Genomic DNA, 23,527 nt, shown 5'->3' with positions numbered 1-23,527 from the left:
GCGAAGTATTGTTGGCCCGGGAGGTGGGAAGGCCATGGCTTCACAGACTGTTGGGTTCGCTCTCGCGGACGAGGACCGAGAGCGCCTGGACCGGCTCGTCGAGCATTTCGGCGGCGGAAACCGCTCGGCCTACTTGCGAGCGACATTGAAGGTAATGGAGTCGTTGCGCCGGGCGGAACGTCTCCGAGACCTCCAGGCGAGTAATCATCGTCGGCTGGCGGAGCAGGGAATTGCCGCTGAAGAGTTGCCTGAACTTATCCGACAGGCCTACAAGGAGTCGCAGGGGTGACACTTCCGGGCCCAGTGGCGACGCCAGTCGTCTTCGATGTCAACGTGCTGGTGCAGGCGATCGCGACAGGAAATAGTCCATATATCGCGTGGCCTTCGCCGCCACCGACTTCGGGTAACCCCTTCGCTGATTGTCTTGGGATCATCAACGATGCGGCCGAGTTCGCCCTTTGGCTTTCGCCGCACATCCTCGACAACACCGTCCGGGTCCTGCTCGCGGTTGTCGGCACGCCGAAGGACGAGGCAGAAGATTACCGGGACATCCTGATGGAGATGGCAGATGCCTCCGGGGGCGGCGTTCTGAACCCGCCGCGGACCGTCCACGACTGCGGTGACCATGAGGACAACCTCGTGCTCGATCTGGCTGCGGAGGTCGGTGCCCTCTTGATTGTGTCGGAGGACATCGACGTGACAGCCATGTCACCGTGGCGAGGGTTGCCGGTTTTGCGTGCCCGCGAATTCACCGCTCGGGTGGACGCCATGCGCAGGCATGTCCGCCGCCGGTGAGGTCCAGCTCCGCCGTAACACCGGGTCGCCTGGGCCACCCTCTTCTCGCTTTGCCCAGGACCGCCCAGCCGTGCGCCCCGATCCTCGTGGCCGTGCCGCACCAGCCGGCGCCGGCATCAGCGAAGGCCGCATTTGATTAGAGTGTCGCCGTGAAGCGCGCATTCGTCGCTCTGTCCGTCGTTCTCGTCGTTCTCGTCGCGGCCGTCGTCGGCTACGGTCAACTGCGTCGTACGCACCGCGAAGCCAGGCAGAAAGCCGCCGTCCAGGCCATCATCGACTCTCACAGTCCGCTCGAAAACGATGCTGGTCAGATCGATGACGAACGGCGCATAGGTCACAACGTGCACTTCGCGCGGGTGCCGTCGACGCTGCCGCCCGGCCTGGTCGGGATGGAGCCGAGGACAAATCCCTACCCGGAGTACATCCACGGCGTGTATGACATCTACGAGTACGACGGAGTTGAGGCGGTCGTGCTGTTTTCCGACAGCACCGGCGACTTTCCGTGCGGCGATCACAGCTGTGTGCGCGACGGCGCGGTCAACGTCTCGACCCCGGACACCAGTTATGCCTATGTGGCCGTCTGGTTGACCGGCGCAGCGGCACCGAACGCAACGGCGATCAAGCGTTTCTGGGCGAAGACCAGTTGGGTACCGATTGCCAACGCCGCGTGGTTCACTCAACTCGCGGTCGTGGGTGAAAGTCGCTAGTAATCGCGCGGTCGTCAGCCTGCTGTCGTAGGTGTTGAGACAGTGCGGCCGATGTTGTCGGTGGCGCGGATGAGCGATCGCGTTGACGACCTCGCGCAGATCCTGCCCGCCCTGACGGCCGGCGACCGAGACACGCTTGGCGCGCCACGCGTGCAGAAACGGCCCGATCAACGCCCACTGCGCGTCGGTCACATCGCTTGGATACGGCTTCCGATCACTTATGCCGGGCTCAACATCGCCGCCCACAGCCCGGTTGTGACCAAGATTCATCTTTCAGAAATTCTGTTCGGCGCATCCCGTGCTGTGGGCCAGCAGCAGGCCGCTGTTGATGTGCCGCTGCCATACACAATGGGCTCTGTCGGACTGTCCTACTTGCCCTCTCTGACCCAGAATCAGACGGCATGGCTCATCGAGGCATGCGCGCCGTGGTGTGTCACGTCTACCTATGAGTGCGGGTTGGCGAACAGACACCAGGTGGCACAAATGACCGGTTCGGATCCCAGTCCATTCAGCCCCGATGCGACTGGGTCCTCTTTGGACACGCGACGCGGGATAAATCGTCACTCGCTCGACCAGCTCAGGGCCGCTGCTGATGGTGCACACAGCGCCACCGCGTACCGTCCAATATGGCTCCGCAACCGTGAAGGCTGTCACATGGTTGACCGACGAGGCCCAAGATCCGTTGTAGTGATTATGAGAAAGCCTATGGCGATGCTCGCCGCAATCGGATTACCCGCAATTGTCGCCGCTGGCATGGCTATCGCGCCCGCCGCCGCGAACGCCGCGCCCGCGGGCGCCGCAAGCTGTCCCCAGGGCGCAGTGTGCGCGTGGTACGACATCAATTTCGGCGGGCCCATGCGAATCCTGAACCAACCCGAAATGACGAACTTCCTTTTCGATAATTACAACACTGCAAACGTAAACATGAATGACACGATAAGCTCGATCGTGAACAACAGCGATAAGATGTTCCGAGGCTGGGTGGATCACGACTTCCAGGGACTCTTCAACGTGGGTGTGGTTCCACATACGCAATCATCGGATCTGCGTAACGCTCGGTATTATGTCGGCGGCGTCTTTCAGGGTTTCCACGACTTCAACGATCAGTTGTCATCTGAACGAGTTGGTGGAGTCATATCGTAGAAATTCACCGATCAGGATGTAGCTTCGTGACTAACGTGCACACAGAAGGTGTCGACTAAACATCGGCACGTTGTGTTGTGCGTGGGCCGTCGCTTGGAGTTATGGAGCCTTTGCGCCCTCCGCCGGTAGCCGATGCGCTTTCGTTCGTCGGCCACGCCGGTTCCTGCACCGGGCGCGAGCTTCCGTCTGTGCGAGTGCCATGAAGCCCCGGCCGCCCCACCAAACCGTGGCCGGGGCTTCATCGTCGCTCTACATCCGAGGACCTGCGGCGGTCCGAGGAGGATGCGGTGGCCGTCCCAGATCTGCACCTGCAGCCAGACGTCGTAGTCCGGACGGACCGAACAGTTCTCGACGTTCCCCTCGCCCCGCTGAGCACCGCCGTGCGGCTGCACGACCTGAGGCACGGCGCGGCGTCCCTCGCCCACGAAGCGGGCGCGCGGATCTCAAGGCGCTGCAGGATCTGCTCGGGCATTCCAGCATCGTGGTCACCGCCGACGCCTACACCACAGCGTGCTCCCGGCCGCCCAGCGCCGCTGTGTCGACGCGGGTCCGTCCGATGGACTGTTTACGCCGCCCGCACCACCTCGCCCGGCGGGAACGACTCACAAGGGAGCCTGATGATGACCCATACCATCACCAAATGAGCCGATCACCGCGGCACAACTGGTCCAGGCCGGTCAAGGCCGCCCTTTTCCGGGACCTGGCCACCGAACCGGGCATGAAGGTCAACCCCGACGCGGTCACCATCGAGGGCCGCCCGGCGATCGGCCTGGGCCGCGTGGTGGACGGCTACCTGTCTGAGGAGTTGCTGTTCGACAAGCGGACGTAGCTGTTAGGCGATCGCTGGATCGCCGTGGCCGACCACAGCGATCACGTCCCCGTCGGGGGGCGCGGGCCCGGGTGGTGCCTGAGGCGACGCGGGGCGACAACAAGTGCCCAGGACCGCTCCACAGTGGTGCCAGTTACCGCAGCGGTGGCGTGCTCAGGCGGCGCAGCTCGGCCATCGACTCCTGTGAGGCTGGGTCGGAGGACGGGATCAGCAACTGGAGTGTCTGGTTCGGGTCGTCGGCGATGCGAACGGCGCGCAGGCTTGATCGGATCGGGCCAACGGCTGGGTGCCTGACGAGGTTGGAGTCGCTGGTGACGCCGCGAGCCACGCCTCTCTCCGACCAGATTTTGCGGAACAGGTCGCTCGTGTCGTTCAACTCTTCGACCAGCTCGAGCGTCTTCGGGTCGTGCGGATAGCGAGCCAGGTCCATGCGCAACATCCCTATCGCGCCGGTGGCGGCCGTGTACCAGCTCTCGTGGATCTCGCGTACCCGTTCGTTGAACATCATCCAGCGAACGGCGTTGCGCTCTCGGGACGGCATCGCGGCGAAGTCGTCCAGGAGCATCCGGCCCAGTGGGTTCACGGCCAGAATATCCAGGCCTCGACCCACCAGGAGGGCCGGAAAGTCGGACAGTCCCTCCATGAGCTCCAATGTCCCGGGTTGCACGCCTTGAACACCCGGCTGGCGGGATTTAGCAGGCTCGCTGCCGAACCGCGCCAAGTCGAATACGTGCTCACGCTCCACATCGGTCAGCTCTAGGACGTCGGCGATCGCGTTCAACACGGTGCCGCTCGGCACGATCCGCCGGCTACCCTGCTCGATTTTGGCGTAATAGTCGACGCTGACCCCGACGCGTACGGCGACGTCCTCGCGTCGCAACCCGCGTGCCCGCCGAGACGTCGAGATTATGCCTTCGCCGTTCGCTGAACGTATCGACAAGCGCCTGGAGCGGAGAAAGTCTCCCAGTGTGGGCCCCGCCATTTACCGATCCATCTCTGTACCGCTTGGACGCCTGTCGCCGGCAAGAACGACGGCGTAACACCGAGTCAAGTACAGCAGTGGTCGCCGGTCTGGGGACCAAGCATCATGGGCCACCTCTTCATATGATCTTCAATCCCACTAGCGCTGCGACAAGTAGCGCCATGCCGAGGTAACAAGGACTGACAGAACCATGTATTTCTGAGCCACTTCGGGTCATGCCAACGGCTGGTTGCGGTGCTTTGCTTGACATCGAGTGGCTCGGCCAGTCCGAGAGAGCCCGGGTTGCTTCTCGGGGAGGCTGCACGACCGGAAATTGAGACCACCCGTGCGGGCATGGCGCACAAATCACCCCCCGCCAGCGCCCGTACGGGTCATTTCCATTAGTGAGAGCGCTGCGCCACACCGAATGGCGCCACCGTGGCGCCTTATGCGAAGGACCTGAGGAATGCATAAGCGACTGTTGCCGATCGCCACGGCCGGTATTTTAATCGCCGGTGGTCTCGCGGCATGCGGTAACGATGGCGGCAGCGGCTCCGCCGGAAACAGCAGCGGATCCGCCACCGGCAAGGTTGGGGTCGTTCTGCCCGACACGAAGAGCTCGCAGCGCTGGAGCACCTTCGACCCGACCTACCTCAAGGCGGCGTTCGACGCGGCCGGTGTACCTGTCGACATCCAGAACGCGCAGGGCGACAGGACCACGTTCCAGACCATCGCCGACGGCATGATCTCGAGCGGCGTCAAGGTCCTGATCATCGTGAACCTGGACTCGGGTTCCGGTAAGGCCGTAGTCCAGAAGGCCAAGCAGGCCGGTATCGCGACGATCGACTACGACCGCCTCACCGTCAGCGGCGGCGCCGATTACTATGTGTCGTTCGACAACGTCAAGGTCGGCCAATTGCAGGGCCAGGGCCTGGTGCAGTGCCTGACCGACGACAAGGCCGTCAAGCCGAAGGTGGCCGAGCTGAACGGCGCGCCGACGGACAACAACGCCAAACTGTTCAAGCAGGGCTACGACGCGGTGCTCAAGCCGAATTACGACTCGGGCAACTACGTCAAGGGGCCGGACCAGAGCGTTCCCGATTGGGACAACGCGCAGGGCGGCACGATCTTCGAGCAGATGCTGACCGGCAACAAGGACATCAAGGGTGTCCTGGCCGCGAACGACGGCCTCGGCAACGCGGTCATCTCGGTGCTGAAGAAGAACAGGCTCAACGGCCAGGTACCGGTCACCGGCCAGGACGCCACGGTCCAGGGTCTGCAGAACATCCTGGCCGGCGACCAGTGCATGACGGTCTACAAGCCGATCAAGCAGGAAGCGGAAGCGGCGGCATCGCTGGCTGTCTCGCTCGCCAAGGGCCAGAAGCCGACCACGGCAACCGCCACGACCACCGACCCCGAGTCGGGTAAGGCCGTTCCGTCGGTTCTCCTCGACCCGCAGTCGGTCACGAAGGACCAGGTCAAGAACGTCATCGCGGATGGCTTCGTGACCAAGGCCGAAGTTTGCACCACGGCCTTCGCCAAGGCGTGCGCGGACGCGGGCATCAACTGACCCGAGTCGCTGGGCGCAGTTCACCCCCGGGACAGCGGGACGTGAACTGCGCCCAGCGATGCCCGTCCCACGTCAAAGTTCTTGCCCGCCGCAACGAGGTATCGAGACCGTTCATGTCCAATGTCATCATCGCCGGGCTCCCGGAACTCACCAACATGACGCCGCTGCTCGCGATAAGCCGGGAAATCTCGGCCCGAGGCCATGAGGTATTCGTATACACCGGTGTCAGATTCGAGGATGCGGTACGGGCCGGCGGCGCCCATTTCCGTGCCTTCCCCCGCGAGGTGGATTTCGACGAGTGGGATCTTGATCGGCATGTGCAGGAAAGCGCCATGTTCCCGATCGGGCCGGCCAGGTTCGCATTTAACATCAAGGCGGGGCTCATCCATCCGATCCCGCATCTGCTGCGAGGTCTGCAGTCCTTGCTCGACGACTTCCCCGCCGATGTGATTCTCAGTGAGCAGACCTTCCTTCCCCCGCTTGCCCTTGCGCTCGGAGTGCCGGCTGGGCAGCGCCCGGTGCTGGTCACGCTCGGCATCTCGACACCGCTGTTCCACAGTGAGGACACCGCGCCACCCGGCTCCGCGCTGCCGCCGATGCCCGGCAGCGCGGGAAAGATCCGTCATCGGGCGATGAACGCCGCGGTCGAACACTTCCTGACCGAAGTGCAGACGAGCGCCGAGCAAACCTTCGCCTCGCTCGGCGTGAAACTCGACGAGTTTCTGTGGGACGCGACGCTTCACCACAGCGACCACTACCTGCAGCTCACCGTCCCCGGATTCGAATATCCACGCAGCGACACACCGGCCCATTTCCGCTACATCGGTCCGGTCCTCCCGGACGCTGATCCAGGCAACAAAGAATGGCGCGGGAAGCGGCCGATCGTCGCGGTCATGCAAGACCAGCAGGCCGACGACGCCGAGGATTTCCTGGTGCCCGCATTGCGGGGACTGGACAGCCTCGATGTGCTGGCGGTCGTTGCGAGACGAAATAACGGCGGTGTGGAGGTAACGCCCGGCGACCTTCGCCCGGCGGCGTTCGCACCTGTCGAACAGTTGCTGTCGTCGGCAGACGTCCTTGTCTCGGACGGCAGCTACGACAATGCCCACCTCGCGTTGCGCCACGGGGTACCGATGGTCGTGGTCAGCGGCAGCGAACAGGAGGCGGAGATCGCGGCTCGGGTGGAGTGGAGCGGTACGGGCGTCCGACTGCCGACGGGGATTCCCATGCCCATAGACATCCGCACGGCGGTCCAAAAGGTGCTGGACGATCCGCGTTTCCGCGCCCGCGCCGACAATCTGCGCCAGCAAGTCAACCGCTTTCGCCCGTACGAGGTCATCGCCGAAATAGTCGCCGCGAGCCGTCGCCGCTAGTGCCTCGGCCGTACATCGTGACCGTCTCCTCGACGTGCCGCTATCGGCAGCGTGCGGCCCGGGCAAAATGAAACCGACGGCCGACTCACTGACGGACAAAGGTGTCGTTCGAGCAGGAACCGCCGCTGCCGACTGGACCCATAGCCCGAAACGCATGATGCCGCTCGGCAGCCGAACTGCTTCAGTGAGTTGATCGGCACTGACGGGAGGGGGTACCAGACGTGATCAAGCTGCCGCTGTGGCCGTTTCTCGCTGTCGTCATTTCCGTCGTGGCGGTCGGCGCACTCGTGCTGATGTTCCTGCAGGCGCTGCTGGTGTTCTCCTGAACGTCGCAGGACCGGAGAAATAGGGCATGCCATCACGTGGTGCTGCTTTGAGCGGCGTCGTGACGATCATGGCGCCCGTCGCGTAGCGGAACGTCGTTCCATCGCGATCTGTCAATGAAGCTAGAGTGCTGAAAACCTAGCGATCTTTCGCTTGAGGTCTCTTCGCTGATCGACTTTCTGCCGGCGCGGTCCTACGAGGCCCTAATGTGGGATCCGTGTCCGTTGTGCGGGAGCGGCGACCACATCGTGGCAGCGCGTCCGCATGGTGAGATCCCTGTCCATAGTGGAAGGCCTTTTCTCCGCTTTCGCGTCTTTTGCTCGGCGGTTTTCCAGGGCGTTTTGTAGACCTTGGAGACTTATGGCTCGCATGTGGGCGTAAGTCGCCAAGGTCTCGAGAAAGTCCAGGATGTGGCCGGGGTCGCCGCATAGTGGGATGGATGGACGGGGCCGCGTCGGCCTGGAGGCACGGTGCGGCTCATCGGTCACCTCGGCGGCCGATGCCGGTCGCAGACTGCCCGTCCCGGACTGCCGCGGGTCGCCGATTGCACGTTGCCAGCCGCCGGTTACCCGGTTCAAGTTTTCGGACGCTGACCGGACGGACGTGACAGGTCCTCCTTCAGGTGGCGGCTAGCGGGTCCGCTGTGGACCGGGGTGGCGGGGTGCTTGCCCGAAGTCGATCTAGGCTGGCCGAATGCGAGCAACCTTCTTCTTCGATCCCGTCTGCCCGTTCACCTGGCGCACCTCGCGCTGGCTGCTCGGTGTCGCCGCGGAGCGCGACGTGACGATCCACTGGCGCCCGATCAGCCTGGCCATCCTGAACAACTTCGAGATCGAGACCGGCGAGGACGGCGGCGACAACCCGTACCGGCCGATGATGATTGCCGCGTTCAAGGCTCATCGCCTGGTGGAGGCGCTGCGGGTGGAAGGTCGCGACGACACGATCGGCGTCTTCTACACGGAGATGGGCGCCCGCACGCACGAGGCCGGCGCGGCGCTCAGCGATGAGATCGTGGTGCAGGCCGCCGAGGCCGCCGGCATCGACGATCCGAAGTCGTTCATGAACGACAACGGCTGGGACGAGTCCGTACGCGCGTCGCACCAGACCGCGATGACGCTGGCCGGCCCGGACATCGGCTCCCCGGTGGTGCACGTGGACGGCGCGAAGCGAGGCCTGCACGGCCCGATCATCGCCGAGGTCCCGACCGGGGCCGAGGCTCTGCAACTTTGGGACCTGATCGTCCCCCTCATGCGGATGGAAAACTTCTTCGAAGTCAAGCGCGGACGCGGCTGACCGAAGAATAAACCGAGGTCAAAGGCGCTCAGGTGCTTGTGCGACCTCTTTTTTTCGACTATAAAACAATCATTGAAACAATATCGGGGGGTGTGCGGTGGTCGAGAAGGCATCGGTCAAGGACGTGCGCCGGCGCAACCGGGCCTTGATCCTTCGCCATGTGTGGCTGAACAGTCCGACTTCGCGTGGCGAGGTCGGACTGGCCACCGGCCTGTCGGCGGCCACCGTCACGAACGTCATGAACGAACTGATCGCCGAGGGTGCGGTTCGCGCGGGCGGCTTCCATGAGTCGGACGGCGGTCGCCGGCGCGCGATCGTCGGCGTGGCCGACGACGCCGGGCTGGTCATCGGCGCGGACGTCGGCGAGACCAAGATCGGCGTCAAGGTTTTCGACCTCGCCCTCCGGCCGCTCGCCGAGCGGGAGTACCCGTTCAAGGGCCGCCGGATCGAGGTGGCCGAGGCCCGCGCGGCGATCACCGCCCAGGTCGTCGCGATGCTGGCCGAGCTGAACACCAGCAGCAGCCGGGTGCTCGGGCTCGGGCTCGGCGTGCCGGGGATCGTGCAGGACCAGATCGTGCACGCCGAGGTGGTCGGCTGGCACGCCGCCGACTTCTCCGGGTTCGGCGAGCAAGTGGGCGTCCCGGTTTACATCGACAACGGCGCCAAGTCGACCACGCAGGCCGAGGCATGGTTCGGCGCGGCGCGCGGGGTCTCGCACGGCGTCATGGTGCTGATCGGCGAGGGCGCCGGGGCAGGCGTCATCACCGACGGCCGGCTCTATCGAGGGCACTCCAGCAGTGCCGGCGAATGGGGCCACACCAAGATCAGCTTGGACGGGCCACACTGCCGGTGCGGGCGTACGGGATGTGTGGAGGCCTTTGTCCGGGCCTCGACCGTGCTCGACCAGTGGTGCGGACCGGACCAGACGTGGCTGGGCCGCGAGACCGAGGGGGTCGACGCGGTTCTGCGTGCTTGGCGCGACGGTGACCCCGCCGCGAAGCGCGCCATCGACAACCTGGTCAACCACCTCGGGGTCGCCCTGTCCAACCTGGTCAACCTCTACAACCCGCAGAAGATCATCGTGGGTGGCTGGTTCGGCGAACGGATCGCCGCCGAGCTGCTGCCGGACATCCAAGCCGCGGTCCGCTCGTACGCTCTCGACCAACCGGGTGACGAGGTGGTTCTCGTCCGTTCTCAGCTCGTGCCGGTCGCGGCCGTGCTGGGAGCGGCCACCCTGCCGATCAGCCAGCTCATCGAATACGGCGAAGGCGCCGAGCGTCTGAACGCCTGAGCCACCACAGCTCTGCCACGCCGGCCCACCGAATGGGCCCCGGCGCGATGAAACACGCCTCTGCACGGAAAGGAAGAACCCATGTTGCGACGATTTATCGCTCCGATAGCGCTCACCACGACCGCTCTACTGGCGGCCGCGTGCACCCAGGGTCCGCCCGCCGCAGAGGAAGAGACCCGTGGTGACCTCTCGATCGCTTTCCTGATGCCCTGCTCGACCTGCGCCGACCGGTTCGAGAGCAAGGACAAGCCGTTCTTCACCGAGGCGGTCAAGCAGGCCGATCCGTCGATCCGGGTGATCGCCAACAACGCTCAGGGCGACGCCGCCGTCCAGCTGCAGCAGGCCGAGGCCGCGCTCACCAACGGCGCCAAGGTGATCGTGGTCAGCCCCTTTACCGCCGAGGCCGGCGCGTCGATCGTGGCGAAGGCCGATGCGGTCGGCGCCAAGGTGATCGCGTACGACGGCGCGATCGAGGGAGCGGTCCCGGCCGCGTACGTCTCCTTCCAGAACGAGAAAGTCGGCGAGCTGCAGGGGCAGTATTTGCTCGATCATCTGAGCCAGGGCGCCACGGTTGCGATGATCAACGGGGACATCACCTCGGCGCCCGGCCGCGAGTTCAAGGCCGGCGCGCACAAGGTGCTCGATCCCGCGTTCGGGTCGGGGCGGCTCAAACTCGGGTACGAGTCGGACACCCCGGGCTTCGACCCGGCCAAGGGGCAGGCGGCCATGGAGCAGGGTCTGACCAAGCTCAACGACAAGGTGCAAGGGGTCATCGCGCCCAACGACGGACTGGCCAACGCGGTCATCACCGCGCTGACGTCCCGCAAGCTCAACGGCAAGGTGCTGGTCACCGGGCAGGACGCCACCGATGCCGGGCTGGCGAGCATCCTCGTCGGCGACCAGTCGATGACCGTTTACAAGTCGATCCGCGACGAGGCCAGCGCGGCCGCCAAGATCGCGGTAGCGCTGGCGAAGGGCGACACCGCCGGTGCGGCCGCGCTGACGACCACGACGGTGGACAACGGCACCGGCAAGGTACCGGCATTGCTGCTCGAGCCGAAGGCGATCGACAAGGACAACATCGCCGACGTCGTCAAGGACGGCTACACCACCAAGGACAAGATCTGCGTCGGCGAGGCGGCCGCCAAGTGCACGCTGTGACCCCGACCCTCGAGCTGCGCGATGTGACCAAGCGATACGGCCACGTCGCGGCGCCCACCGACGTCGACTTCACGGTCACCGCCGGCGAGGTCGTGGCCCTGGTCGGCGACAACGGTGCCGGCAAGTCCACCCTCGTCAAGGCGATCGCCGGCTCGCACCGGATCGACGGCGGCGAAATCCTCATCGACGGCGGGCCGGTCGTCATCGGCTCCCCGACCGAGGCCTCCGCGCTCGGCATCGAGACCGTCTACCAGGACCTGGCGCTCTGCGACAACCTCGACGTGACCGCCAACCTCTACCTGGGCCGGGAACGCCGGCGCAGCCGCTCGCTGCTGCTCGACCAGGAGGGCATGCAGGCCCACGCAGCCGCCGTCATCGCCGACCTGGCCGCTCACCTGCCGGTGCTCGACAAGCCGGTCTCCGCGCTCTCCGGCGGGCAGCGGCAGGCCATCGCGGTCAGCCGGGCGGCGCTCTGGGGGTCTCGGATCGTGTTGCTGGACGAGCCGACGGCGGCGCTGGGCGTGGCCCAGACGGTGATGGTCTACGACCTGATCCATCGGCTGCGCGACCGTGGCCTGGCCGTCGTGGTCATCTCGCACAACATGGCCGACGTCTTCGCGGTCGCGGATCGGATCACGGTGCTGCGGCTGGGCCGCAACGCCGGCGAATTCCGGCCGGGCCGCGACTCCACCGACGACGTGGTCGCCGCGATCACCGGCAGCCGGGAGCTCGACGCGGCGGTGCGAAAGGAGAATCCTCGGTGAATCCGAGCGCTGTCTGGACGCGTACGGCCGCAAGCGGGACCGCGACGGTGGTGCTGGGCCTGGTCGTGGTCTGGGGGTTCTTCCAGTCCCTGAACGACAACTTCCTGTCCGCGCGCAACCTGTCGAACCTGTTGTTGCAGATCGCCGTGCTGGGCACCCTCGCGGTCGGCATGGTCATCGTGCTGATCCTGGGCGAGATCGACCTGTCCATCGGCGCGATCGCCGGCGTCAGCGCCGCCGTGCTCGCCCAGCTGATCACCGGTCACGGCTGGCCGGCCTGGGCCGCGATCGCGTCGGCGCTGCTGCTCGGCGCCGCGATCGGGGTCCTGCACGGCACGATCATCGCGGCCGTCGGCATCCCGTCGTTCATCATCACGCTGGCCGGGCTGCTCGTCTGGCAGGGCGTGCAGTTGTGGCTGGTCGGCGACGGCGGTCAGATCCCGATCCGGGACAGCGCGATCCGGTCGATCGCGTCGAGCTATCTGGTGCCCGCGTTCGGCTGGGTGCTCGCCGTACTCGTGATCGCGGGTTTCGCGGGGGTGCGCCTCCTGCGCCGGACCAGGCGGGTGCGCAACCAGCTGGCGGTGCGGACGCCGGCGGCCGAGGCCGCGACGGTGGCCGGCGTGGCCGTGGTGGTGCTGGCGATCACCTGGACGCTCAACTCGTACTTCGGCATTCCCTGGGTGTTCGTGCTGCTCCTCGGCCTCGCGGCGGCCGGCGGCGTGCTGATGACCGGCACCAACTTCGGCCGCCACGTCTACGCGATCGGCGGTAACCGGGAGGCGGCCCGGCGCGCCGGAATCCCGGTGCGGCGCACTGTCGTGCTGGTGTTCGCGCTGATCTCGGCGATCGCCGCGCTGGCCGGGATCATCGAGGCGTCCCGGCAGTTCTCCGCCTCCAATGCGCTGGGCGGCGGCACCCTGCAGCTCAACGCGATCGCCGCGGCGGTCATCGGCGGCACCAGCCTGTTCGGCGGGCGCGGCCGGGTCCACCAGGCCGTCCTCGGGGCGCTCGTGGTCGGCAGCGTGCAGAACGGCCTGGACCTGCTCGGCGAGCCGGCCGCGGTCAAGAACATCGCCACCGGCGTCATCCTCGTGGTCGCCGTCGTGCTCGACGCCCTCGGCCGCCGTCGCCGAGCCCTCTGAAAGGACGGAAACCATGACTACCTTCCCGGACGGCTTTCTCTGGGGTGCGGCCACCGCCGCGTACCAGATCGAGGGAGCGGTGGCCGAGGATGGCCGCGGTCCGTCCATCTGGGACACCTTCACCCACACCCCCGGGGCGGTGCTGCGCGGCGACACCGGCGACGTCGCCTGCGACCACTACCACCGCTGGCCGGCCGACCTGGACCTGCTGAGCGAGCTGGGGGTCGGCGCGTACCGCTTCTCGGTGGCCTGGCCGCGGATCGTGCCGGCGGGTTCCGGGCAGATCAACGCGGCCGGGCTCGACTTCTACGACCGGCTGACCGACGGGCTGCTCGAGCGCGGCATCGACCCGATGGTCACGCTCTACCACTGGGATCTGCCGCAGGCCCTGCAGGATCGCGGCGGCTGGGCGAACCGGGACACGGCCTCGTACTTCGCCGACTACGTCCGCGTCGTGCACGAGCGGCTGGGTGACCGCGTGCCGTATTGGCTGACCCTGAACGAGCCGTACTGCTCGGCGTTCGTCGGGCATCTCGACGGCACGCACGCGCCGGGCCTGCGCGACCAACGGGTGGCGGTGACCGCGCTGCATCACCTGCTGCTGGCACACGGCAAGGCGGTGACGGCGTTGCGGGCCGACGGGGTGACCGGCCAGGTAGGCATCAGCTGCAACCTGACCTCGGTGCTTCCGGCGAGCGACGACCCGGCCGACCTGGCCGCCTCGCGCCGGCTTGACCTGCACGAGAACCGGATGTTCCTCAACCCGCTCTTCTTCGGCGCCTACCCGCCGGACGCGGCCGCGCAGTACGGAGAGCTTTCCTTCGTACGCGACGGCGACCTCGAACTGATCTCGGCACCGCTGGACTACTTCGGGATCAATTACTACGAGGCCCATCACGTACGCGCCGACCCCGTCCACGGTTGGCAACGGGTGCCGCCCGCGAACCCGACCGCGACCGGCATCGGGGTGAACCCGCGTGGTCTGCGGGACGTTCTCGAACGGGTCTACTTCGACTACACGTCGCTGCCGCTGGTGGTCACCGAGACCGGGCTCGCCCTGCACGACTACGTGGCTCCGGACGGCGGCATCGACGACCACGAGCGCATCGCGTTCTTCGAAGCCCACGTCCGGGCCGCCCACGACGCGATGTCGGCGGGCGTGCCGCTCATCGGGTTCTTCCCGTGGTCGTTCATGGACAACTTCGAATGGGCCTCGGGGTACGGGGTCCGGTACGGCCTCTACTACGTCGACTACCTGACCCAGCAGCGATTGCCCAAGGACAGCGCTCACTGGTACGCGAGCGTGATCAAAGCCAACGGCCTCACCGGCGACTCATAACAAGTGATCACCATGACAGCTTCTCTCCCACGTGGGTGGTTCGTCGCGATGGCGGTCGGCGCGGCGGCGGCGACCACGGCCGTCGCGCGCAACGCCATCGCGGCCGGACGCGCCCGCGGCAACCTGGCCGACGAGCAGGCGGCGCTCCGGCGCGTCGCCACCCTGGTCGCGCGCGGATGCACCCCGTCCGACGTGTTCGCGGCGGTCGCCAAGGAGCTCGGCCGGTTGTTCGGTGCGGAAACCGCCTTCGTGGCCCGGCTGACGACGAACCCGGACGCGAACGCGGAGCCGTACGGAACGATCGTCGGCTCCTATCACCGATCGGCGACGCCGACGCCGCCCGGCACGACGCTGCCACTGAGCGACACGATCGATGCCGGCGCACCGGTCCGGGTCGGCGGGGAGATCACCGCGCCCGTCGTGGTCGGCTCGCGCGTGTGGGGTGTGACGGTCGTGCGGTCCCCGGAGGCCTTCCCGCCCGGCGCCGAGTCCCGGGTCGCCGACTTCGTCCTGCTCATCGCCATGGCGATCAGCAACAGCGAGGCGGTCGAGCGCGGGGCCCGGCTCGGCAACGTCCAGGAGGCGCTGCGCCGCATCGCCGTGCTCATCGCCAACGGCGAGGCTCCGGAGCGGGTGTTCGCCGCGATCACCAGTGAGGTCCTGCACCATTTCGGGGACGGCGGCTCGGTCCGGCTGCTGCGCTTCGAGCCCGACGGCGACACCGTCACCCTGGTCGCCCATCAGGGCACGCCCCGGCCGCACGTCGAGACCGGGCAACCGTTCACCATGGCGCGCCCGCGTGGCGGAATCGTGGAGACGGTGCGCCGCACCGGGCGGGCCGCCCGCGTCGAAGACTTCCGCGCGCTTGCGGGTGCGGAGGCGATCGTGCGCGAAGGCCTCATCTCCGCGGTGGGCATTCCCGTGTACGTCACCGGGCGGCTGTGGGGGCTGATCGCCATCGGCAGCGCGAAGGGACCGTTACCGGTCGACCTCGAATCCCGCATGACGCAGTTCACCGGCCTGGTCGCCACCGCGGTGGCGGACGCGCAAAGCCGGGCCGAGCTGATCGACTCCCGCGCCCGGATCGTCGCCGCCTCCGACGAGACCCGGCGGTGCATCGAACGCGACCTGCACGACGGCGTCCAGCAGAGCCTGGTCGCGGTCGCCCTGCGGCTGCAGACCGGCGGTGGCGGCGACGAGGTGGCGGGAGCGGCCGCCGACCTGATGGCCGCCATCGATCAGTTGCGGGAGCTGTCGCACGGCATCCACCCGGCCGTGCTGTCTCGTTCCGGTTTGACGCCGGCGCTACGAGCACTGGGCCGCCGCTCACCGTTGCCGATGAAGATGGACCTGCGGATCGACGGGCGCCTGCCGACGCCGGTCGAGGTCGGCGCCTACTACGTGGTCTCGGAAGTGCTGACGAACGCCGCTAAACACGCGCACGCGTCGGCCGTCGGCGTCGAGGCCGAGACGATGGACGGGGTGCTGACGGTCCGGGTGCGTGACGACGGTGTGGGCGGCGCGGACCCGGCGCTCGGGTCGGGGCTGCTCGGGCTCAAGGACCGCATCGAGGCGTTGGGCGGCACCTTCGAGGTGCTCAGCCCGCTGGGCGAGGGCACCACGGTGGTCTGCCACGTCCCGATCTGAGTCGGCCGCATCACCTGACTGAACCTGGGCAACGCCCACGCTGTTCGGCCTTCGTACAGCGAGACTGGGCAGACAGGAAGTTAGATGACCGACAAGACGAGCGAATTCGTGGCGCGTGTGGTCAACGACAAGGCCGCGGCGTCCTCCGGACTCACCGTGTCGATCGGCATACGCGTCGGATTATACCGGGCAATGGCCGGTGCCGGGCCACTGACGATCAAGGAATTGGCCGCGCGTACGGGACTTGTCGAGCGCTACGTGGGTGAGTGGCTGGCCGCGCAGGTGACGAGCGAGTACGTGTTCTTCGATCCCGGCCACGACACATACGTGCTTCCGGACGAGCACGCCGCGGTCTTGGCGGACCCGGACTCCCCGGTCAACGCGACCGGCGGGTTCACGCTGCTCCAGGCGCTGTTCCGGGTGGAAGACGCGCTGGTCGAGGCCTTCCGCTCGGGCGACGGCGTGGGCTGGGCCCAGCACGCCCCGGACCTGTTCGCCGGGATAGCCGAGTTCTTTCGGCCCGGATATCAGGCGAACCTGGTGCGGCGTTGGCTGCCCGCCCTCGACGGCGTCGTCGGCAAGCTCACGGCGGGCGCGAAGGTCGCGGACGTCGGGAGCGGCTTCGGCCACTCGACAATGCTGATGGCGGCGGCCTTCCCGTCCTCGACCTTCCATGGGATCGACTTCCACGAACCGTCGGTGGAGGCCGCCCGACGCGAGGCGGCCGAACGCGGCCTCGCCGACCGGGTGAGCTTCGCGGTCGGCCGCGCGGTGGACCTCACCGGCGACGAATACGACCTCGTCACGTTTTTCGACGCCCTGCACGACATGGGTGACCCGGTGGCCGTGCTGCGGCGGGTGGCGGCGAAACTCAGCGCGGACGGCACGGTGATGCTCGTCGAGCCGAACACGTCGGCGAACCTGCTGGACAACATCAACCCGGTCGGACGGTCGTTCGCGGCGACGTCGGTGGCGCTGTGCCTGCCGGCGGCGCTCGCCCAGAACGGCCCCTATGCGCTCGGGAACCACGCCGGGGAAGAGGTGTTGCGCGGCATCGCCGCCGAAGCCGGCCTGCGAACCTGGCGGGTGGCGGCCGAGACCGTGGCCAACCGCGTCTACGAGGTCAAGCACTGAGCGGCGGGGCGGTGCTTCTGTCGATCTTTGTGGCACACTGTCGCCCGGCCGAATGGGGCTCACGTTTGTCGAGACGGGGAACGGCATGGCGACACTCGCGCGCGCCTTGAAAATCATCACTCTGTTACTCGGGTTCTACCTGCTCTGCGTGGTGTTGCTCGCCGGGCTCGTGGTGGTCGACTACTTCGCGCTCGACACGTCCAGCGCGTGGCACGTACCTAAGCTGATCTTCCTGTTGCTGGCCGCCACGGTCGGTGTGTTCATCGTCGTGGTGCGCGGCCTGTTCGTTTCCGTACGCGTACGGCAGAAGGACCTGAACGGCCTGCCGGTCAGCCGCGCCGAGCAGCCCGCGCTGTGGCAGCGGGTGACCGCCCTCGCCGAGACCGTGGGCACCCGCCCGCCCGCCGAGATCCGGCTGGTACCGCAGGTCAACGCCGCCGTGCTGGAACACGCGCACCTGATGGGTCTGCTGCCCGGCAAGCGCCGGATGATGATCGGCGTGCCGCTCATGCAGGCGCTGACCGTGCCGGAGCTGGACGCCGTTCTCGCGCACGAGCTCGGCCACTACAGCGACCGGCACTCGCGGCTCGCCCCGCTCGCCGGCCGGGCCCGGGCCAGTGTGATGGGCACGCTGAAAGCGGTCAGCCGGCAGCGAACGGGTGGCCGGTTCAAGTGGCCGGGCAGCGACGCCTACGCGGCACTGTTCCACGCGTACGCCGGACTGGTGCTCCGGCACACCTTCGCGATCAGCCGGGAACAGGAGTACGCGGCCGACCGGATCGCGGCGCAGGCCGGCGGCCGGGCGAACGCGGCGTCCGCGCTGCGCAAGCTGCCCGCCACGGACGCGGCCTACGACTACTACCTCAATGAGTTCATCGGGCTGGGCCTGCGGAACAAGCTGGTGCCACCCCCACCGGAGGTGCTCGGCGGGTTCGGCCGCTTCCTGGTCGACCCGGAGCGGATGAAGGAGATGGCCGAGCTCGGCGACCCGGACGACTCGGACGAGGCACACGCGTTCGACTCGCACCCGCCGATCGCCGACCGGATCGCCGCGATCATGACGTTGCCGGACGACGGCCGGCCCCCGGCCGAGGCAGCCGGTGGGCACGAGACGCGGGCGTTCGCGCTGCTGCACAACCCGGTCGCCGTCCTCACCGCACTGGGCATCGAGATGGTGGGCAAGCACGCCGCGGCGGCGCAGGTCGCCGACTGGGACACGATCGCGCGTACCGCCCGCCTCGGCGGCGCCCAGGAGAACTCGAAGCCGATCCAGCACCTCGTCAGTTCGATGATCGGCCGGCCGGCCCGGTTCACCGACTTCCTCGCCTTGGTCGAGGCCGGCCGCCTGAGCGAGATCTTGGAGCGGATGGACCGTACCGAGACGGCGATGCGGCTGAAGGTGCCGCCGCCGGCGCAGCGCGAGTTCAAGAAGAACGCGCTCGGCCGGATGCTCGTCGGCTGGGCGGTGTTCGAGCTGGTGCCGTCGGGCCGGGCGACGATCGAGCACTCCTGGTCCGGCTTCGGCGGCGAGATGAAGTTCGCCGGCCTGGACGACAAGGCGCTCACCGAGGGCGTCGAGGCGTTGCTGACGATGTGGCCGGACACGGCCCTGATCCGACAGGTGGTGCCGGCATGACCGCCGTGGCGACCGGAAACGGCATCGACGAGAGCTCGGCCGGCGCGATCGCCGCCGAGCAGGAGGCCACCGCGATGGCAGCGGCGGGCGACTGGCGCGCGATGTCGCGGCGGCTGGCCTCGCTGCCCCCGGCGTCGGAATACCGGCTGGCCATGGTGACGACGCTCGGCGACGCCGCGGCCAAGGACGACCGATGGCTGTGGGAGTGGCTCGCGGCCGAGCCCGCGAACACCTCGGCCCTGGCCGTGCAGATCAACTACGTCGTCACCGTGGCGTGGGACGTGCGTACCGCCGCGCTGCCCGAGGACGTCGACCGCGAGCAGTGGCAGACCTTCTTCCGTACGCTTCGTAACGGCAAAATCATCCTCGCGCGCGCGACCACCGCGGACGCTGCCGACCCGGCGCCGCTGATCGCGATGCAGACCGTGGCTCTGGGTCTGCAGTGGACGAACGACGAGTATCGCGAACTGCTCGCGAAGGTCCACGACCGGGCGCCCTACTCGTTCAACGCCCACAATCGCGCGATGCGTTACTTCCTGCCCCGCTGGTTCGGCAGCCTCGAACTGGTCGAGCGGTACGTCGAGGACGTCCTCGCCGGCGCGCCGGCCGGCTCGGTGCTGACCGCGATGCGCCTCGAGATGCTCTACCTCGAGTTCCGCCCGAAGGACGACGCCGGCCGCAAGGCGTTTTACCGCGGCGAGCGCTTCAACCGGGCCCTCGACGCCGGTATCGCGGACGCGGCGGCCGCCGACCCGGCGCACCCGAAACTGCCGTACCTGCGGCACTGGCTCGCGCACGGCCTGTGGCAGGCCGGGCGGCTCGCCGAGGCCGCCGTCCAGTTCCGGGCCATCGGAAACTACTGCGGCGCGGACCCGTGGAACTGGTACGGCGACAAGGCGGGCACGTTCCGGGAGGCGCGCGACGCCAGCTACGCCACCTGAGGTTTACCGACTGAACGGTGAGCCGGATCGGCCGGTGCAGCGTATGTATGGCAGTGACCTCCTGGAAGAGCCGTCTGCGGGGACCGGCGGGAATGGCGACCGCGCTGGTGGCCGGTGTCCTGCTGCTGGTGCTTCCGGCGGCCGGCAAGCAGGTCCACCCGCCGCCGGCCGCGATGGAGCTGGGCTGGCCGAACGCCAAGCGGGCGGTACTGGCGGCCACGCTGACCGACGGGACGCCGTACGAGCCGGGCCTGTTTTTGAACGCCGGCACGTCCATCGGCACCGCGCCCAGCAAGGATCACCGGTGGGTGCGGCTGCTGGAACGCCGGTCGGACGGCTCGGTCGTGCTGATCCGCGAATTGCCGCAGGGCCGTTCCCCCTCGTTCTCGGGGTTGGCCGCGGCCGGCGACACCCTGGTCTGGATCGAAAATCTGACGCAGGGCAAGTCGTCGGTGTGGACGTCCAGTCTGCGGCGGCCCGCGCCGCGTTCGCTGACCGCCGACGCGGGCGACGTCGCGTCCGACCAATCGGCGTACGACCTGGTCATCGCCGCGGGCAGCGTCTACTGGACGGCGTCCGGCGCGAGCGATACCACCGAGGTTCGGTCGGTGCCGTTGAGCGGGGGCGCTGTCACGGTGCGTGCCGAGCCGGGTGACTGGGGACTGTCGGCGTGGCCGTACATGGTCAACGGTGTTATCTCCGCGCCCGGGACCACCCTGATCCGCGATCTGGTGACCGGGCGGGACCGGGCCGTGCGGAGTGTCGCCCGCGCGATCACGCGGTGCAGTCCGTCCTGGTGCGAGATGTCCGTGGTGGACAAGCACGGCGAAACGTCGGTCGAGCTGATGCGGCCCGACGGCAGCCACCGGATGCGGGTCGGCGGCAGCGACATGGCCGGCGCGCTGCCCGACCCGGTGGTGCTCGACCGCTTCGAAATCCTGGCGCAGTTCGACACGAACTCGCAGCTCACCAACCACACCGTGCTGATCGCGTACGAGCTTGCCACCCATCGCCAAGTGCTGATCAGCCCGGATGCCTTCGACGTGACGTACCGGGCCGGGGTCTTGTGGTGGTCGACCGGGACCGACGACAACTTCATCCGGCACGCCGTCGATCTGCGTACCGTCTGACCTCAGGAGCATCATGGCCATAGAGACCGTCGCGCCGCCGGCTTCGAAGCGCGCGCGCCGACGCGTACGGCCGGTGGAGATTCTGGCCGTTGTCCTGGTGTTGGTCATCCTGGCGCGGGGACCGCTGGCCGCGCTGGTGTCCAACCCGCGGCTGGCGACCTGGATGACCGTGTTCGTGTCGGTGCTGGTGCAGGCGACGCCGTTCCTGGTGCTGGGCGTGCTGCTGTCGGCCGCGATCGCCGTCTACGTGCCCCGCTCGTTCTGGGCTCGGGCGCTGCCGCGGCATCCGGTGCTCGCGGTGCCGGCGGCGGGGCTGGCCGGAGTGGTCCTGCCCGGGTGCGAGTGCGGCAGCGTCCCGATCGCCGGTGCCCTCATCCGCCGCGGCGTGACCCCGGCGGCCGCGCTCGCGTTCCTGCTGGCCGCACCGGCCATCAACCCGGTGGTGCTGACCGCGACGGCCATCGCCTTCCCGAAGAACCCGGGGATGGTGGTCGGGCGAGCCGGCGCGAGCCTGCTGGTCGCCGTACTGATGGGCTGGATGTGGCTGCGGCTCGGCAAAGAAAAGTGGATCAAGCTGCCGCACCGGCCGGAATACGACGGCATGCCGCGGTTCCAGGCGTTCGTGGCCGCCTGCCGGCACGACGTCATGCACGCGGGCGGCTTCCTGGTCATCGGTGCGGCCGCGGCGGCCACCATCAACGTCACCGTGCCGCAGGCCTGGATGCAGTCGCTGGCCGGCAACGCGGTCCTGGCGGTGATCACGCTGGCGTTGCTGGCCGTCCTGCTCTCGATCTGCAGCGAGGCCGACGCCTTCGTCGCCGCGTCGCTGTCCACCTTCTCGCTGACCGCCCGGCTGGTGTTCCTGGTGGTCGGCCCGATGGTCGACCTCAAGCTGATCGCCATGCAGTCCGGCGTGTTCGGCCGCGGGTTCGCCTGGCGGTTCGCACCGGCCACTTTGGTCATGGCGATCCTCGTCGGTACGGCGTTCGGGACGGTGCTGCTGTGAACCGGCGCGTCCAGTCCGTACTCATGCTGCTTCTCGGCGGTGCCATCCTGCGCATCGCGATCACCGGTTCCTACCAGCGCTACGTCAAGCACGGCCTGCGTCCGCTCCTGCTGCTGGCGGGCGCGTTCCTGGTGATCATGGCGGTGCTGACGCTCTGGTACGAGATCCGCGTACGCCACCCCGGCGGTCACTCGCACGAGCCCGGCGTCGGATGGCTGCTGTTGCTGCCCGCGCTGGTGCTGCTGACCCTGTCACCGCCGGCCCTGAGCAGTTTCGCCGCCGCGAAGGCCGGGACCGTCGTGGTGTCGTCGCAGTCGGACTATCCGCCGTTGCCACCCGGGAACCCGGCACCGGTCAAGCTGCTGGACTACTCCGCCCGCGCGATCTACGACAGCGGGCGCAGCCTGACCGGGCGCACGGTGCGGCTCGACGGTTTCGTGACGCCCGGCCCGGGTGGGCATCCGGTCCTCGCCCGCATCGTGCTCACCTGCTGCGCCGCCGACGGCCGCCCGGTCAAGGTCGGCCTGGACGGCAAAGCACCGACCGGCCTGCCCACCGGCACCTGGATCCAGGCCGACGGCGTCTACTCGACCCGGACCGGCAACGACCCGATCAACAAGGCCAAGATCCCCTACCTCACGGTCACCGCATGGCAGGAAATCCCCACCCCGCAGGACCCGTACGACTGAGCGACGGTCAGGCGGGCCGGTTGGCGTGCAGCGCGCCCAGGGCGACGTCGATGGCCGCCTCGAGCCGGGGATGCCACGGGTCGGCGGACGACATCACCTGCACGCCCTGCAGGACGGTGGTGAGGAAGTGGGCCGCTGCCGCGGCGTCCGTCGAAGCCGGAATCTCGCCCGCCACGCGGGCCCGGAGCAGCGCGGACTCGAGCGCCTGGTCGATGCGTTCGAGGGTGGCGCGCACGCGGTCCATGGCCTGCTCATCGTCGGCACGGTCCATCGCCGTGCCGACGATCAGGCAGCCGCCCGGGTCGCCGGGCTCGCCGGCCGCCGCGCGCTCCTGGGCGGCCTGATTCGCCTGGGCGATGCCGATCAGCAGCGCGCGAAGCCGGGGCAGCAGCGGCCCGGCAGCCGAGACGGCAGCCAGCAGGCCGGTGGTCTGCCCGTCGCAATAGCGATCCAGCGCCCGGTGGAAGAGCGACTCCTTGTCGCCGAACGCCGCATACAGGCTGCCGGGCTTCAGGCCGAGCTCCTGACCGAGGTCGCGCAGTGACGTGCCGTCGTAGCCGTGCCGCCAGAACAGTCGCATGGCCTGCTCGACGGCACGGTCCTCGTCGAAGATCCGGGGGCGTCCCACCGGGTCAGCCTACCCCTTCTT

21 protein-coding genes and 1 pseudogene are annotated in these 23,527 nt (G+C 67.9%); 19 read left to right on the top strand and 3 right to left on the bottom strand.

What is annotated here, in order from left to right; translation table 11 throughout:
- Positions 1–285 precede the first annotated feature (285 nt).
- The gene (locus tag HH310_RS22530) at positions 286–795 is read left to right on the top strand and encodes a putative toxin-antitoxin system toxin component, PIN family (protein WP_169177588.1); all 510 of its coding nucleotides are present in this window, start codon (positions 286–288) and stop codon (positions 793–795) included.
- Positions 796–944: 149 nt separating this feature from the next.
- Positions 945–1,502 carry a hypothetical protein gene (locus HH310_RS22525; protein ID WP_169177587.1) on the top strand — a complete coding sequence of 186 codons (558 nt, stop codon included), beginning with the start codon at positions 945–947 and terminating at the stop codon, positions 1,500–1,502.
- Positions 1,503–1,571: 69 nt separating this feature from the next.
- Here the strand turns inward: HH310_RS22525 and HH310_RS44040 are convergent.
- Positions 1,572–1,724: pseudogene (locus tag HH310_RS44040) on the bottom strand (transposase); the annotation flags it as partial.
- 126 nt (positions 1,725–1,850) lie between these two features.
- On the opposite strand from HH310_RS44040, the gene HH310_RS45465 reads away from it, so the two are divergent.
- Together HH310_RS45465 and HH310_RS22515 are read left to right on the top strand one after the other, a co-directional pair.
- Positions 1,851–2,645: a peptidase inhibitor family I36 protein gene (locus tag HH310_RS45465; RefSeq protein WP_312034264.1), complete on the top strand. Its 795-nt coding sequence runs from the start codon at positions 1,851–1,853 to the stop codon at positions 2,643–2,645.
- 640 nt (positions 2,646–3,285) lie between these two features.
- Positions 3,286–3,474 carry a hypothetical protein gene (locus HH310_RS22515; protein ID WP_169177585.1) on the top strand — a complete coding sequence of 63 codons (189 nt, stop codon included), beginning with the start codon at positions 3,286–3,288 and terminating at the stop codon, positions 3,472–3,474.
- Between the two features lie 133 nt (positions 3,475–3,607).
- Here the strand turns inward: HH310_RS22515 and HH310_RS22510 are convergent, their stop codons facing one another.
- Positions 3,608–4,456, bottom strand: coding sequence for a helix-turn-helix transcriptional regulator (locus tag HH310_RS22510; protein WP_169177584.1), 849 nt, complete (start codon positions 4,454–4,456; stop codon positions 3,608–3,610).
- Between the two features lie 445 nt (positions 4,457–4,901).
- Here HH310_RS22510 and HH310_RS22505 point away from each other — a divergent pair, with 445 nt between their 5' ends.
- The 15 genes from HH310_RS22505 (at position 4,902) to HH310_RS22440 (ending at position 22,878) form a co-directional block, all read left to right on the top strand.
- A complete protein-coding gene (locus HH310_RS22505; RefSeq protein ID WP_169177583.1) occupies positions 4,902–6,005 on the top strand; it encodes a sugar ABC transporter substrate-binding protein in 1,104 nt (367 codons plus the stop codon).
- Between the two features lie 113 nt (positions 6,006–6,118).
- Positions 6,119–7,378, top strand: a complete 1,260-nt coding sequence (locus HH310_RS22500) for a nucleotide disphospho-sugar-binding domain-containing protein (RefSeq protein WP_169177582.1) — start codon at positions 6,119–6,121, stop codon at positions 7,376–7,378.
- Positions 7,379–8,395: 1,017 nt separating this feature from the next.
- Positions 8,396–8,995, top strand: a complete 600-nt coding sequence (locus HH310_RS22495) for a DsbA family protein (protein ID WP_169177581.1) — start codon at positions 8,396–8,398, stop codon at positions 8,993–8,995.
- 97 nt (positions 8,996–9,092) lie between these two features.
- On the top strand, positions 9,093–10,286 hold the full coding sequence (locus tag HH310_RS22490; protein WP_169177580.1) for an ROK family protein: 1,194 nt from the start codon (positions 9,093–9,095) through the stop codon (positions 10,284–10,286).
- Positions 10,287–10,367: 81 nt separating this feature from the next.
- Positions 10,368–11,447 (top strand): sugar ABC transporter substrate-binding protein, encoded by a 1,080-nt coding sequence (locus tag HH310_RS22485; protein WP_169177579.1) that lies wholly within the window; start codon positions 10,368–10,370, stop codon positions 11,445–11,447.
- Positions 11,444–12,211 carry an ATP-binding cassette domain-containing protein gene (locus tag HH310_RS22480; RefSeq protein ID WP_169177578.1) on the top strand — a complete coding sequence of 256 codons (768 nt, stop codon included), beginning with the start codon at positions 11,444–11,446 and terminating at the stop codon, positions 12,209–12,211. The genes HH310_RS22485 and HH310_RS22480 overlap by 4 nt, the downstream gene beginning before the upstream one ends.
- Positions 12,208–13,356, top strand: coding sequence for an ABC transporter permease subunit (locus tag HH310_RS44030; protein ID WP_312034260.1), 1,149 nt, complete (start codon positions 12,208–12,210; stop codon positions 13,354–13,356). Before HH310_RS22480 ends, HH310_RS44030 begins: the two co-directional genes overlap by 4 nt.
- A gap of 13 nt (positions 13,357–13,369) precedes the next feature.
- On the top strand, positions 13,370–14,695 hold the full coding sequence (locus tag HH310_RS22475) for a GH1 family beta-glucosidase (RefSeq protein ID WP_248294277.1): 1,326 nt from the start codon (positions 13,370–13,372) through the stop codon (positions 14,693–14,695).
- 12 nt (positions 14,696–14,707) lie between these two features.
- On the top strand, positions 14,708–16,342 hold the full coding sequence (locus HH310_RS22470) for a GAF domain-containing sensor histidine kinase (protein ID WP_169177576.1): 1,635 nt from the start codon (positions 14,708–14,710) through the stop codon (positions 16,340–16,342).
- 84 nt (positions 16,343–16,426) lie between these two features.
- Complete coding sequence (locus HH310_RS22465; RefSeq protein WP_169177575.1) at positions 16,427–17,476, top strand: methyltransferase domain-containing protein; 1,050 nt, start codon at positions 16,427–16,429, stop codon at positions 17,474–17,476.
- Positions 17,477–17,561: 85 nt separating this feature from the next.
- The gene (locus HH310_RS22460) at positions 17,562–19,112 is read left to right on the top strand and encodes a M48 family metallopeptidase (protein ID WP_169177574.1); all 1,551 of its coding nucleotides are present in this window, start codon (positions 17,562–17,564) and stop codon (positions 19,110–19,112) included.
- Positions 19,109–20,053, top strand: coding sequence for a hypothetical protein (locus tag HH310_RS22455; RefSeq protein WP_169177573.1), 945 nt, complete (start codon positions 19,109–19,111; stop codon positions 20,051–20,053). Before HH310_RS22460 ends, HH310_RS22455 begins: the two co-directional genes overlap by 4 nt.
- A gap of 92 nt (positions 20,054–20,145) precedes the next feature.
- Positions 20,146–21,183 (top strand): hypothetical protein, encoded by a 1,038-nt coding sequence (locus HH310_RS22450; protein ID WP_169177572.1) that lies wholly within the window; start codon positions 20,146–20,148, stop codon positions 21,181–21,183.
- A gap of 13 nt (positions 21,184–21,196) precedes the next feature.
- Positions 21,197–22,189 carry a permease gene (locus HH310_RS22445; RefSeq protein ID WP_169177571.1) on the top strand — a complete coding sequence of 331 codons (993 nt, stop codon included), beginning with the start codon at positions 21,197–21,199 and terminating at the stop codon, positions 22,187–22,189.
- Complete coding sequence (locus HH310_RS22440) at positions 22,186–22,878, top strand: TIGR03943 family putative permease subunit (RefSeq protein ID WP_169177570.1); 693 nt, start codon at positions 22,186–22,188, stop codon at positions 22,876–22,878. The genes HH310_RS22445 and HH310_RS22440 overlap by 4 nt, the downstream gene beginning before the upstream one ends.
- A gap of 7 nt (positions 22,879–22,885) precedes the next feature.
- On the opposite strand, the gene HH310_RS22435 is transcribed toward HH310_RS22440, so the two are convergent.
- The gene (locus HH310_RS22435) at positions 22,886–23,506 is read right to left on the bottom strand and encodes a TetR/AcrR family transcriptional regulator (RefSeq protein ID WP_169177569.1); all 621 of its coding nucleotides are present in this window, start codon (positions 23,504–23,506) and stop codon (positions 22,886–22,888) included.
- Positions 23,507–23,527: the final 21 nt, after the last annotated feature.

Source organism: Actinoplanes sp. TBRC 11911, from assembly GCF_012933445.1.
Classification (GTDB): Bacteria; Actinomycetota; Actinomycetes; order Mycobacteriales; family Micromonosporaceae; genus Actinoplanes.
Note: the sequence above shows the minus strand (reverse complement) of the source record. Positions and strands in the feature narration are given on the sequence as shown.